The following is a 13,434-nucleotide window of genomic DNA, read 5'->3' as shown; positions in this document are numbered from 1 at the left end:
TCGTCAGCACGGAGTGTCGGTCGCGTTCGCCGGAGCCGTCGTGTTCGTCAGACACGGGTCGCCGCCGAACGGCCCAGCAGTACCCACAGCAGGAAGGGCCCGCCCAGCACCGTCGTCACGACACCCACCGGCACCTCCGTACCCGTGAAAACGATCCTGCCGATCGTGTCCGCCGCCACCACCAGGAGCGCGCCCGTCAGCATCGTGCCGACCAGCGGCACCCGCAGCGGTCCCGCCAGCCGCGACGCGATGACCGGCGACGCCAGCGCCACGAACCCGACCGGCCCGCAGATCCCGACGGCCAGCCCCGCCAGCGCCACCGCCAGCAGCAGGCACACCGCGCGGGTACGGCCCGGAGCGGCGCCCAGCGAGGAGGCCGTGGCGTCGTCGAAGCGCAGTACGCCCAGGTGACGGGCGACCGCGAGGCTCAGCGGGACCAGCACGGCCAGACCGATGAGGACGGGCACGGCGACCGCGTAGCTGCGCCCGTTGAGGCTGCCCGAGGTCCACACGTACAGCGAACTCGCCGAGCTGAGCGAGCGCCGGGACAGTGCCACCTGGGTGGCGGCGGAGGCCAGCGCGGACATCGCCAGACCCACGACCAGTACGCGGTAACCGCGCTGCCCGAGGCCCCCGGAGACGACCGTGACCACGACCGCCGCGACCAGCGCGCCCAGCGGGCCCGCCCACCAGGCGCCGAACGTGCCGGTCGCGCTGAGCGTGACGGACAGCAGGACGGCGGCGGTCGCGCCGTCGTTCACGCCGAGCAGTTCGGGAGTGGCGAGACGGTTGCGGGCCAGCGTCTGGGTGAGGCAGCCGGCCAGCCCCAGCGCGGCACCCGCCGCCAGCCCCGCCACGATCCGCCCGAGCCGGAACTTCTGCACCAGCAGGACGTCGAACCGGTCGCCCTGACCGAAGATCGCCTGGAAGGTGCGGGTCACGCTCATGTCGCTCTGCCCGGCGTACGCGGACAGCACCACCGCCAGCAGGAGCAGCACGGCCAGCAGCAGCCCCGCGAGCGTGGCGCGCCGGGCGACGAGGAAGGAGAGCGGGCCGCGGCGCAGCACGAACGTCTCGGCGGGGCACACCCGGCCGAACCCCGCGGCACGGCGCTTCGGGACACGGCGCGTCAGGCGCTCCCGCAGCGCGTGCAGTACGCCGCGCGCCGCCTTGCCCGGCGTGCGCTCCTCGGTCGCCGGTTCGGTCATGCCCATCGCGGTGAGCTGCCGGGACCGGACGATGCCGATGAGGACGGGCGCGCCGATCAGCGCCACGATGACGGAGACCGGCGCCTCGAACGGGCGGGAGACCACCCGGGCCGCCACGTCCGCCAGGACGAGGACGGCGGCGCCGATCAGCCCGGCCAGCAGCAGCCGGGCGGCGAGCCGGGTACCGGCGACCGCCCGGGCCAGGAAGCCGGCCAGCAGCCCGAGGAACGAGATCGGACCGGCCAGCGCCACCGCGGCCGCGGTCAGCAGCGTCACCCCGACGGCGACCACGGTACGGATCACCGGCGGCCGGTGGCCGAGACTGCGGGCCAGGTCGTCGCCGAGCGCCAGCGCCGACAGCGGCCGGGCGACCAGCAGCGCCACCAGGAACCCGACGACGAGCACGGGCGCGAGCCGGCCGAGTTCGCCGAAGCCCTCGACCCCGGCCAGCGAACCGAGCACCCAGAATCGGAACCGGTCGTAGGTCTCCGCCGAGTTCACCACGATCACGCTGGTCAGCCCGCCGAAGGTGGCGCCCAGCGCGGACCCGGCCAGCACCAGCCGCATCGGTGAACCGCCGCCCCTGCGCCCCGCGATGAGCAGCACCAGGCCACTGGCGACCACCGCGCCGGCGAACGCGCACACCAGGTAGGCGTAACCGCTGTCCAGGCCCAGCAGCGCGATGCCCGCGACGACACCGAACGAGGCCCCGGCGTTGACGCCGAGCAGGCCGGTCTCGGCGAGCGGGTTGCGGGTGACGGCCTGGAGCAGGCACCCGGCGACGCCGAGCGCGCCGCCGACGAGCAGGGCGGTGAGCGTACGGGGCAGCCGCAGGTCGCCGACGACGAGAGCCAGCCGCGGGTCGCTGCGCGCGCCGCCGCGGTCGAGCAGGTAGTCCAGGACGCCGCTCGCGCCGACCTCGCCGGCGCCGACGCACAGGGACACGACGGCCAGGACGAGGACGGCGGCGGTGAAGCCCGCCACGGCGAGTGCGACCGTGCGGCGCGTGGTGCCGGCGGGACGCTCGCCGCCGGGGTCCACAGCGGGCTCCCCGGAGGCAAAGCGCGGGTCATCGGCAGGGGGTCGGGCATTCTTTTGCGCCACCACGCCCGGCAACGCGACGCCTTCGGCGCCGTGTTCGGGGGGCGGGGCGGCTATACCCGTACGCTGCTTTTGCATAAGGTGAGGCTAGCCTAACCATTTATGCAGCGTGCGGGCGGAATGGCGGAGTGGCTGGGCACCTGTCCTATATTAGGTTAGGCTTGCCTAACAAATGGGGAGGTTGCTCATGCCTGAGCACATACCGGGCCGTGCCGAATTCACCGGCCGTATCGCGCTGGTGACCGGCGCCGGGCAGGGCATCGGCGCCGCGGTCGCCGCCGCCCTGGCGCGACAGGGCGCCCACGTCGTGGCCACCGACCGCACCGCACCCGCGGCACCGCCGGCCGAGGACGGCGCCGCGGGAACGGTCACCACCGAAGCCATGGACGTCACCGACCGCACCGCCGTCGACGCCACCGTCGCCCGCGTCGAGCGCGAACTCGGCCCGATCGCCGTCCTGGTGAACGTGGCCGGCATCCTGCGCCCCGGCGCCGCCGCCGAGCTGTCCGACGCGGACTGGGCCGACACCTTCGCCGTGAACACCACCGGCGTCTTCCACACGTCCCGCGCCGTCGCCCCGCACATGGTCGAACGCGGCTCCGGGAGCATCGTCACCGTCGGCTCCAACGCCGCCGGCGTGCCCCGTACCGGAATGGCCGCGTACGCCGCCTCCAAGGCCGCGGCGGCCATGTACACCAAATGTCTGGGGCTCGAACTCGCCCGCAGCGGCGTGCGCTGCAACATCGTCGCGCCCGGCTCCACCGACACCGCCATGCAACGCGCGCTGTGGACCGACGACGACGCACCCCGCCGCGTGATCGCCGGCGACCCGCAGACGTACCGCACCGGCATCCCCCTCGGCCGGATCGCCGACCCGTCCGACATCGCCGACGCGGTCGTCTTCCTCGCCTCCGACCGCGCCCGGCACATCACCATGCAGGAGCTGTACGTCGACGGCGGCGCCACCCTGCGGTGACCCGCGCCGCGCCCCGCCGCCCGCACGGGACGCACGCACCACCGCACCCCCGCTCACCGCACGCCCCTCCGCACCACCACCCGTATCAGCCATCCCCCGGAACCTCGCAGCCTTCCGAGAATTGGAGCTCCCGTGCCGACGGCACCCGAAGTCGCCACGCACGTCCCCCTCGCCGAGACGGCCCACCCCGCCGTAGGAGCCGCGACCTCGCTCCTGGGCGCCTACACCCCCGGCGCCCGCTTCCTCGGCACGCCCACGCGCACCATCCTCGCGCAGGGCACCCACAGCGAAGTCCCGCACGACGAACGCCCCCTGCCCCAGCGGGTCGCCGCCACCCTCGACGCCGCACAGGCGGCGGGGCACAGCGCCCCCCTGGTCATCGGCGCCGTGCCCTTCGACCAGACGGCCCCGTCCGCGCTCACCGTGCCCGCCACCGTCCGGACCGCGCCGCCGCTCACCGCCGACCCGCTGATCGCGCTGCCCGCCGACCCGCCCGCCGCGGCCCGCTGGGACATCAGACCCGTACCGGCCCCCGAGGTCTACGGCGCCGGTGTGGCCGCCGTGGTCGAGCGCATGTGGCGCGGCGAGTTCAGCAAGGTCGTCCTCGCCCGCACCCTCGAACTGACCACCCCGGACGCGCTCGACATCCCCGCGCTGCTCCAGCGCCTGGCCCGCCGCGACCCCTCCGGCTACACCTTCGCGCTGCCCACCACGCCCCGGCGCACCCTCCTGGGCGCCAGCCCCGAACTGCTGGTCACCCGGCGCGGCCGGCGGATCGTCGCCAACCCGCTGGCCGGGTCCATCCCGCGCAGCGACGACCTCGCCGAGGACGTCCGCCGGGCCGCCGCCCTGCTGGAGTCCGCCAAGGACCTGCACGAGCACGCCGTCGTCGTGGACGCCGTCCACCGGGCCCTCGCCCCGTACTGCACCGACCTCGACGTCCCCGTCCGGCCCACCCTGCTGCGCACCGCCGCCATGTGGCACCTGTCCACCACCGTCACCGCCACCCTCGCCGCGCCGGAAACCTCCGCCCTGGAGCTGGCCTGCGCCCTGCACCCCACCCCGGCGGTCTGCGGCACCCCCACCGACACCGCCCGGCAGGTGATAGCCGACACCGAACCGTTCGACCGCGGCTTCTTCACCGGTATGGTCGGCTGGGGCGACGCGTCCGGCGACGGCGAGTGGGTGGTGACCATCCGCTGCGCCGAGGCCGAGGAGCGCGCCCTGCGCCTGTACGCCGGAGCGGGCATCGTCGCCGCCTCCGACCCCGGCGCCGAGACCGCCGAGACCGGCGCCAAGTTCCGTACCTTCCTGAGCGCCGTCGGAGCCGAACTGTGACCGATCAGTACGCCTACGCCCACTCGCACGCGCCCACCTGGCCCGCGGAGTTCGCCGAGCGCTACCGCGAAGCGGGCTGGTGGCGCGGCGAGACCTTCGGGCAGATGCTGCGCGACCGGGCCGCCGCCCACCCGGACCGGGTCGCCGTCGTCGACCCGGCCGGCGAGGGCCGCCGCTGGACGTACGCGGAGCTGGACCGCCGCGCCACCCGGCTCGCCGCCGGGTTCCACGCCCGCGGCATCGTCCGCGGCGACCGCGTCGTGGTCCAGCTCCCGAACGTCGCCGAGTTTTTCGAGGTGATCTTCGCGCTCTTCCGCCTCGGCGCCCTCCCGGTCTTCGCGCTGCCCGCGCACCGCGAGACCGAGATCCGCTACTTCTGCGAGTTCACCGAGGCCGCCGCCTACGTCATCGCCGCCGAACACGGCGGCTACGACTACCGCGCCCTCGCCGCAGCCGTACGGGCCGACGTTCCCGGCCTGCGCCACGTCTTCGTCACCGGCGGCGACCCGGGCCCCTTCGAGGCCCTCGCGGACGTACCGGCCGACCCGGCCTCCGACGCGGTGCCCTGGGAGGAGCCCGCACCGGACGACCTCGCCTTCCTCCAGCTCTCCGGCGGCAGCACCGGCGTCCCCAAGCTCATCCCGCGCACCCACGACGACTACATCTACTCGCTGTGGGGCTCCAACGAGCTGTGCGGCGTGAACGAGCAGAGCGTCTACCTGTGCGTCCTGCCCGCCGCCCACAACTTCCCGCTCTCCTCGCCCGGTTCGCTCGGCGCCCTGTACGCGGGCGCCCGCGTCGTACTGTGCCCGCAGCCCAACCCCGACGTGGCGTTCCCCCTCATCGAGCGGGAACGCGTCACCCTCACCGGCCTCGTCCCGCCGCTCGCCCTCGTCTGGACCGAGGCCGCGCCGGCCACCTCGTCCGACCTGAGCAGCCTCGACGTCCTGCTGGTCGGCGGCGCCAAGTTCAGCGAGGAAGCCGCCCGGCGCGTACGGCCCGCCCTCGGCTGCACCCTCCAGCAGGTCTTCGGCATGGCCGAGGGCCTGGTGAACTACACCCGGCTGGACGACCCCGAGGAGATCATCGTCACCACCCAGGGGCGGCCCATCTCCCCGGACGACGAGATCCGCGTCGTGGACGACGAGGACAACGACCTGCCCGTGGGGGAGACCGGCCACCTGCTCACCCGCGGCCCGTACACCATCCGCGGCTACTGGAAGGCGCCCGAGCACAACGCCCGCTCCTTCACCGCGGACGGTTTCTACCGCACCGGCGACGTCGTCCGGCTCACCCCCACCGGCCATCTCGTGGTCGAGGGCCGCGCCAAGGACCAGATCAACCGCGGCGGCGAGAAGATCGCCGCCGAGGAGGTCGAGAACCACCTGCTCGCGCACCCCGCGGTGCACGACGCCAACGTGGTCGCCGAACCCGACCCGTACCTGGGCGAACGCACTCTCGCCTACGTGATCCTGCGCTCCGGCGCCGAAGCGCCGACCCCCGTCGCCGTGAAGAAGTTCGTCCGGGCCCGCGGCCTCGCCGCCTACAAGGTGCCCGACCGCGTGGTGTTCGTGGACGCCTTCCCGCAGACCGGCGTCGGCAAGATCTCCAAGAAGGACCTCAGGTCCGCCGCCACCGGCACGACGTCCTGACCGCCCCACCCCGACCCGTCCTGAAGGGACCGCACCGCACCATGGCCCTGCCCGCCATCGCCCCCTACCCCATGCCGTCCGCCGGCGACCTGCCCGCGAACCGCGTGGACTGGAAGGCCGACCCGTCGCGCGCCGTCCTGCTCGTCCACGACCTGCAGAACTACTTCCTGTCGGCCTTCGACACCCAGGCGTCCCCCGCCACCGACCTGCTGCGCAACGTGGCGGCGCTGAAGGAGGAGGCAGCCCGCCTCGGCATCCCGGTCCTCTACACCGCCCAGCCCGGCGGCCAGACGCCCGAGGAACGCGGCCTCCAGCAGGACTTCTGGGGCCCCGGCCTGCCCGCCGACGAGCACGCGGCGGCCATCGCCGACGCGGTCGCCCCCGGCCCCGGCGACACCGTGCTGACCAAGTGGAAGTACAGCGGCTTCGTCCGCACCGACCTCGAAGAGCGGCTGCGCGACCTCGGCCGCGACCAGCTCGTCATCACCGGTGTCTACGCCCACATCGGCGTCCTGATGACCGCCTGCGACGCGTGGATGCGCGACCTCCAGGCGTTCCTCGTCGCCGACGCGGTGGCCGACTTCTCCGCGGACGACCACGCCATGGCGCTGCGCTGGGCGGCCGCCAAGTGCGCCGTGGTCACCACCACCGCCACCGTCTTCGAAGGGAAGTGACCCCCATGGCACTGACGCTGGAGCAACTGCGCAAGGACGTCGCCGACGTCCTCGGCGAGGACCCCGCCGACATCCCCGACGACGAGAACCTCGTCGACTACGGCCTCGACTCGGTCCGCCTGATGGCCCTGGCCGGCCGCTGGAACCGCGACCACGGCATCGAGGCCGCCGTCGCCGACCTGTCGGAGGAGCCCGCCCTGGAGAAGTGGGCGGTGCTGCTCGGCGTCACCGGCTGAGCTTCCGTCCGTACGGCAGCGGGGCGGTACGCGGAACACTCCGCGCACCGCCCCGCTCCGTATGCCGTGTGTGCCGCGTGGTGCCGTCAGACGCCCGGCGGCACCCGCGACGGGCGGCCGCTGCCGCGCGTCATCGCGTACCCGCCGATCCCGGCGAGCGCCGCCAGCAGACCGCCCACCACCGTCCACACCCACCGGTCGGACCACCGGCCCGAGGACCAGCCGCCGTCCGGCTCGGACGCGGCGACGGACCGCTTGCCCGCCGCCGAAGCCGACGCCGACGGCTCCGGGGAAGCACTCTCCCCGTCCTTCGGACCAGCGGCGGCGGCCCCCGGCACGAGCGGGGCGGCCAGCTTGCCGTCCACCGCGTACGCACCGCCCGTCCCGGCCACCGTCGGCTCGAACTCCGCGTGCACCGGCAGCCCCAGGTCCTCCTGCGGCAGATCCGTGACCGTCAGACGCACGAAGTACGTGCCCGGCAGCGGATCGTTGGACGACTGCTCGGCCCAGGAACGGACCGTCCGCAGCGTGCAGGACAGCTCCACCGAAGCCGCGTCCGCGGCCGCCGCCCTGGTCTGCGCGCCGTACGTGCACGCCTGACGGCGCCGCAGCCCGTCGTACACGTCGAGCTGCCAGGTCGCCGCGCCGTGCCGGGCCGCCTTGGGCAGCGTCACCTTCGCCTTCATCGTGGCGCGCTGCCCGGCGTCCACCGGCACCGCCCAGTACAGGTAGTCACCGGTGGACGCCCCGGCCGTCGCCCGCTGCCCCGGCTGGACCGGCGTCGCGGTACGGAACGACGTCCCCGCCTCCGTCGGCCCCGCGGCACCGCCGCTCGCGGACGGCGACGGGCTGTCCGCCACGGCACCGCCCGCCGTACCGAACAGCGCGGCACCCGCCAGCAGCGCGGCGGTCACGAACGTACGCGTACGCATCAGTTGGTCCTCCAGACGGCGACACGCCAGCGCGACAGCCAGCCCCACAGCAGACCGGCCACCAGGCCGACCAGCACCAGCGCGCCCAGGAACCACCAGCCGCGGCCCAGACCGAAGGACGCCACGTCCGAGGCGTCCGACGGGCCGTCCACGACATCGATGGCCAGCTCCACCGGCAGACCCGGCTCGGTCTTGACCCCGGCCGGCGCAGCGAAGGAGTTGCTCAGCCGGAGGCAGACCGTCTCCGGCGCGTCCTTCGCGGCGCCGTCGGCGTTCTTCAGCGGCGCCTTCGGGTAGCGCAGCCCGGACGAGATGACGTCGGTACGCCCGTCGCCCGCCTCCGAGCCGCGCACGATCTCCCGGCCGTGCACCGTCGAGGCGCGCAGCAGCATGCCGTAGTCGTTGTTGACGGCACGGTCGGCGCCGATGCTCGCCGACGCGCGAAGCTCCTGGCCGGGCCGTACGTCCACCCGGTACCAGCGGTGCTCGGCGAACTTCTCCCGGTCGGTGTACAGGCCCGGCTTGAGCACCGGTGCCTTGGCACACTGGTCCGCGCCCTGCGTCGCCACCGGCGTCACCACCGGATCGGCCGCCCGGTCCACCAACTGGTGCACCCGGTCCCGCAGTTCACTGGTGTGCTGGACGGAGGTGTACGTGCCGCCGGTCGCCTCCGCGATGCAGCTCAGCTGCTTGCGGGTCTTGGCGTCCGGCAGCAGCCCCAGCGTGTCCACGGTCAGATGGATGCCCTTGGCGGCGATCTCCCGCGCCACCTCGCACGGGTCGAGCGGGGCACAGGTGTCCTCGCCGTCGGTGATCAGCACGATCCGGCGGGTCGCGTCACCGCCCTTGAGGTCGTCGGCGGCCCCCAGCAGGGCCGGGCCGATCGGCGTCCAGCCGGTGGGGGCGAGCGTCGCCACCGCGGTCTTCGCCTCGGTCCGGTCGAGCGGCCCGACCGGGTAGAGCTGCTTGGTGTCCTTGCACCCGGTCTGCCGGTCCGGGCCCGGATAGTTCGCGCCGAGGGTACGGATGCCGAGCTGGACCTCGCCCGGCACCGCGTCCAGTACCTCGTTGAACGCCTGCTTCGCCGCCGACATCCGGCTCTGCCCGTCGATGTCCCGCGCCCGCATCGAGCCGCTGACGTCGAGTACCAGCTCGACCTTGGGGGAGGGCTTCTTCGTGTCCGGTTCGTCGGCGGCTGCGGCGGAGGTGGGCAGCAGCCCCACGGCCAGGGTGGCGAGCAGGCCGCAGACCCCACCCGCCAGCCGTTTTCTTGTGATCATCGCCGGATCGTATGGACGATCGGGCTCGGTGATCAAAACGGGCGGGCGACGCTGACGGGAAATCAGTGCCCGGAGTGTGCGCGGCCGCCCCGGTGGACCGTGCGGTCACCGGGGCGGCCGGGAGACGTGCCGGTGCGGCTAGCCCCAGGTCACGACCAGCCTGGCGGTGGACGGGGTGAAGGTCTTGTACGCGTCCGAGCTCCGCTCGTTCGTCGCCTTCAGCCCCAGGGTCATGCTCGGCCACCTGTTCTGCTGGGCCGCCCGGGCGCTCGCCGTGACGTCGAAGGACAGGGTGCGGTTCTGGCAGGGCCGCTGCGGGGGCGAGACCCAGCCCAGCATCCGGTACCACCGCGGCTGCTTGTTCCACGTCGTGGACGGGTAGATCCGGCCGGTGTCCCAGGCCTCGACGTTGTAGGGGGCGCACGACTGGGACGTGGCGTTCCGGATGCGGAGTTCGGCCTTCCGGATCGTTCCGGGCCGGTGCAGGTCCTGGCTGCCCATCGTGATGAACGAGCGCCACACGCCGTTCAGCTCACGGTTGTTCCTGAGGTCCCTCTTGCCGACGCGCGCGACGTCGTCCGTCTGACCGTGGTAGGTCCTGTTCGGGTGCGCCTGGTTGACGCTCGTCCACAGGCCCACGCGGCCCCTGGGCGCGGCCGGTCCGGGCTGGCGCTGCTCGCTGACGGACGCGCCGGCCTGCCCGGCCTGCGTGCCGGGGCTCGCGGCGACGGCGGCCGGGGCGGCGAGGCCGCCGACGAGACCGCAGGCCAGCAGGGCGTACGACGACCGGGCTCGCCTCCGGCCGGTGAGTGAACGGGATGTGGGCATGGTCTGCCTCCTGTGCGGGGAACGGCTGAACGGTTTCCAGCCTTTCCCCACCGTCCGCGCACCGCGCTCCCACCGCGTCCGACCGTGAGAGCGGCGGCCGCGTATTCACTCGACCGACGGAAGGCGATGAACGGAGGGTGACGGCCGCCGGGAGACTCAGCCCTTGGACCAGGTGACGGCCAGCTTGGCCGTGCTCGGGGCGAACTTCTTCCACGCGTGGGTGTCGTTCTCGTTCGCGGCCCGCAGTCCCAGGGTCATGTCCGGCCACTTGTTGGACTTCGCCGCCTTGGCGTTGTCCGTGACATCGAACGCCAGCACGCCGGCCGGGCACTCCTTGGCGCTGTGGCCCTTGGCGTCGGTGACGGTGGCCAGCAGCTTGTACCACTTCGGCTGCTGGTTCCACGTCGTGCTCTTGTAGGCGCGGCCGGTGTCCCAGAGCTGGACGGGCCGCTTGGCGCACGACCAGGAGTAGGTGTTCCTGATCACGAACGAGGCGCGCTTGATCGTCCCGGTCCGCTGCAGGTCCCTGGTGCCCATGATGATGAACGAGCGCCAGGTCCCGCCCGTCTCGTCCTCATGGCCGACGCGCGCGACGTCCCCGGTCTTCGCCCAGTAGGAGGCATCGGGGTACTTCTTGTTGACGCTGGTCCACAGGCCCACCGGCCCCCTGGGAGCGCGCGCCTTGGGCAGGCTCTGCTCGGTGGTGTACGTGCCGGACGGGTCGGCGTACACGCGCACGGTGTCGGTGCGCTGCGACTGCACCTCCACCCGCCGGCCGGAGGAGGCGGCCTGCTCGGAGGCCCGCTGGAACTCGGCCTGCTGAGCCGCGGACTGCCGCGACTTCGTGTCGTGAGCGTCGGAACCCGCAGCCCAGGCGGTGGGGACGGCCAGACCGCCGACGACGCCGCAGACCAGTACGGGATACCACGGGCCGGACGGCTTCCAGCCGGTGAGGGAACGGGATGTGGGCATTGCGCACCTCTCATTGCCGGGAGCGGTGAACGTACAAGGGCCCGCCACCGCCGCCCGCACGCCGCGCCGCCCCTGCGGCCGTCCGGGGGAAGCCACCCGCCCCGCGATTCACTCGTCCGTCGGAATGATGAGGACAGAGGGTGACGGCAGTCGGGTGGCACCTGCGGCCTTCGGACGGCACACCGCGCCACCATCGCCCGCTGCCCGCTGCCCGCTGCCCGCTGCCCGCTGCCCGCTGCCCGCTGCCCCGCGCCGACATCGACGTTCCGGCACAGTGCCCCTCGTCGACGCCCCTACGCCGCCCCACCCGCCCCCTGCGCCCGGCCCACCTGCCTGTCCCGGTCCCGTGCCGCCGCGGCGATGTTGCGGGCCATCCCGCCGAACACCACCGAGTGGAACGGCGCGACACTCCACCAGTACGCATGGCCCGCCAGCCCGTGCGGATGGAACACCGCCCGCTGGAGATAGACCGTACGGCCCGCCCGGTCCCGCCCGACCCGCAGTTCCAGCCACGCCAGCCCGGGCAGCCGCATCTCGGCGCGCAGCCGCAGCAGCCGCCCCCGCTCGATCTCCTCGACCCGCCAGAAGTCCAGCGAGTCACCGGCCCGCAGCCGCTGCGCGTCCCGCCGCCCCCGGCGCAGCCCGACGCCGCCCGCCAGCCGGTCCAGCCACCCCCGCAACGCCCACGCCAGCGGGAAGGAGTACCAGCCGTTCTCCCCGCCGATGCCCTCGATGACGTCCCACAGCGCCTCGGGCGAGGCGTCCACCCGGCGCGCCCTGCGATCGGTGTAGAGACTGCCGCCCGCCCAGTCCGGGTCGGTCGGCAACGGGTCGCTGGGGGCCCCGGGCACCGAGGCCGACGACCAGCGGGTGGCGACCCGTGCCTCCCGCACCCGCCGCAGCGCCAGCTCCACCGCGCGGTCGAAGCCGGTCAGCCCGCCGGGCGGGTCCGGCACGTACCGCGCGATGTCGTGCTCCTCGGCCACGGCCTCGTGGCGCAGCGACTCTGCCAGCGGACGCGCGATACCCGCCGGTACGGGCGTCACCAGCCCCACCCAGTGACTGGAGAGCCCCGGCGTCAGCACCGGTACCGGCACGATCAGACGACGGGGGAGCGCCGCGACCCGCGCATAGCGCTGCATCATCTGCCGGTAGGTCAGTACGTCGGGTCCGCCGACGTCGAACCCCCGGTTCACCGACTCCGGCAGCGCGGCGCAGCCCACCAGGTAGTGCAGCACGTCCCGTACCGCCAGCGGCTGGATACGGGTACGCACCCAGCTCGGCGTCACCATGACCGGCAGCCGCTCGGTCAGGTACCGCAGCATCTCGAAGGACGCCGAGCCCGACCCCATGATCACGGCCGCCCGCAGCACCACGGTCGGCACCCCGGACTCCAGCAGGATGCGCCCCACCTCGTCCCGCGACCGCAGGTGCGGCGAGAGTCTTCGCCGGTCGACGCCCTTCGGCACCGGACCGCCCAGATAGACGATCCGCCGCACGCCGGCCTTCCGCGCGCACTCCGCGAACGTACGGGCCGCCCGGCGGTCGGTGTCCTCGAAGTCCTTCCCCGAGCCCAGCGCGTGCACCAGGTAATAGGCGACCCCGACGCCCTCCAGCGCCGCCGTGAGCGACTCCGCGTCCGTGACGTCGCCCCGTACCGTCTCCACCTGCCCCGACCAGGGGTGATCCCGCAGTTTTCCCGGCGTGCGCGCCAGACACCGCACCGGGTACCCCGCGGCCAGCAGCTCCGGCACCAGCCGCCCGCCGACGTACCCGCTCGCCCCGGTCACCAGACACCGTTCCACGCCGCGCCTCCCGCTAGCCGTTCGGTCCCGCAGGCCACTCAGGCCCGTACCTTCTGTCACCTACTACCCCGCACGGCACGTGCCCGCGAATGCAGCGCAGCAGGAGAGGGGGGTGCCTTCGGGGCCTTCGGCCCGTCGTGTAGTGTTCTCCGAGTTGCCACGGAGCCGTCAGGCGCCGAGACAGCCTTCACGCCACACCGGCAAGCACCATCACCACTGCACGGCTCCTCAACGGGATGAATTTCGGCCTGCCGAAATTCGGAACAACAGCGACTCGATTATGAGTCGCCGGGGAAAACCGCTAAAGTGGTGAACACGCCGGAAGGCGCGAACAAAACCCGCTCCAGCAGGGGCCGGAAACGGAAAGCGGAAACGCCGAACGGATCTGGTAAGGTTGGAACCGCGAAGAAACCGAAAGGCCGAAACGCACCG

11 protein-coding genes are annotated in these 13,434 nt (G+C 73.4%); 5 read left to right on the top strand and 6 right to left on the bottom strand.

All coding sequences use genetic code 11. The annotated features are described in order from the left end of the window. Positions 1–47 precede the first annotated feature (47 nt). Positions 48–2,387 carry a Fe(3+)-hydroxamate ABC transporter permease FhuB gene (fhuB, locus tag ACZ4QV_RS38350; protein WP_467764101.1) on the bottom strand — a complete coding sequence of 780 codons (2,340 nt, stop codon included), beginning with the start codon at positions 2,385–2,387 and terminating at the stop codon, positions 48–50. 109 nt (positions 2,388–2,496) lie between these two features. Between fhuB and ACZ4QV_RS38345 the strand changes: the two genes are divergently transcribed. From ACZ4QV_RS38345 to ACZ4QV_RS38325, 5 genes are all read left to right on the top strand, one after another. Continuing rightward, positions 2,497–3,285, top strand: coding sequence for a 2,3-dihydro-2,3-dihydroxybenzoate dehydrogenase (locus ACZ4QV_RS38345; RefSeq protein ID WP_361155858.1), 789 nt, complete (start codon positions 2,497–2,499; stop codon positions 3,283–3,285). Between the two features lie 132 nt (positions 3,286–3,417). Beyond that, entirely contained in the window at positions 3,418–4,623 is a 1,206-nt protein-coding gene (gene dhbC / locus ACZ4QV_RS38340) for an isochorismate synthase DhbC (protein WP_361155860.1), read from the top strand. Next, positions 4,620–6,275, top strand: coding sequence for a (2,3-dihydroxybenzoyl)adenylate synthase (locus ACZ4QV_RS38335; RefSeq protein WP_361619247.1), 1,656 nt, complete (start codon positions 4,620–4,622; stop codon positions 6,273–6,275). The genes dhbC and ACZ4QV_RS38335 overlap by 4 nt, the downstream gene beginning before the upstream one ends. A 41-nt stretch (positions 6,276–6,316) precedes the next feature. Beyond that, positions 6,317–6,949 (top strand): isochorismatase family protein, encoded by a 633-nt coding sequence (locus tag ACZ4QV_RS38330; protein WP_361155862.1) that lies wholly within the window; start codon positions 6,317–6,319, stop codon positions 6,947–6,949. Positions 6,950–6,954: 5 nt separating this feature from the next. After that, positions 6,955–7,185 carry a phosphopantetheine-binding protein gene (locus ACZ4QV_RS38325; protein WP_361155865.1) on the top strand — a complete coding sequence of 77 codons (231 nt, stop codon included), beginning with the start codon at positions 6,955–6,957 and terminating at the stop codon, positions 7,183–7,185. An 86-nt stretch (positions 7,186–7,271) separates the two neighbouring features. Here the strand turns inward: ACZ4QV_RS38325 and ACZ4QV_RS38320 are convergent, their stop codons facing one another. From ACZ4QV_RS38320 to ACZ4QV_RS38300, 5 genes are all read right to left on the bottom strand, one after another. Then, positions 7,272–8,117, bottom strand: a complete 846-nt coding sequence (locus ACZ4QV_RS38320; protein WP_467764100.1) for a hypothetical protein — start codon at positions 8,115–8,117, stop codon at positions 7,272–7,274. Continuing rightward, positions 8,117–9,397 (bottom strand): VWA domain-containing protein, encoded by a 1,281-nt coding sequence (locus ACZ4QV_RS38315; RefSeq protein ID WP_361155869.1) that lies wholly within the window; start codon positions 9,395–9,397, stop codon positions 8,117–8,119. Before ACZ4QV_RS38315 ends, ACZ4QV_RS38320 begins: the two co-directional genes overlap by 1 nt. Positions 9,398–9,535: 138 nt before the next feature. Further along, on the bottom strand, positions 9,536–10,225 hold the full coding sequence (locus ACZ4QV_RS38310) for a DNRLRE domain-containing protein (RefSeq protein WP_361155872.1): 690 nt from the start codon (positions 10,223–10,225) through the stop codon (positions 9,536–9,538). Positions 10,226–10,381: 156 nt separating this feature from the next. Then, positions 10,382–11,197, bottom strand: coding sequence for a DNRLRE domain-containing protein (locus tag ACZ4QV_RS38305; protein WP_467764099.1), 816 nt, complete (start codon positions 11,195–11,197; stop codon positions 10,382–10,384). 293 nt (positions 11,198–11,490) lie between these two features. Next, positions 11,491–13,002, bottom strand: a complete 1,512-nt coding sequence (locus tag ACZ4QV_RS38300; RefSeq protein WP_361155876.1) for an SDR family oxidoreductase — start codon at positions 13,000–13,002, stop codon at positions 11,491–11,493. Positions 13,003–13,434: the final 432 nt, after the last annotated feature.

Source organism: Streptomyces sp. NPDC026394 (assembly GCF_055567735.1).
Note: the sequence above shows the minus strand (reverse complement) of the source record. Positions and strands in the feature narration are given on the sequence as shown.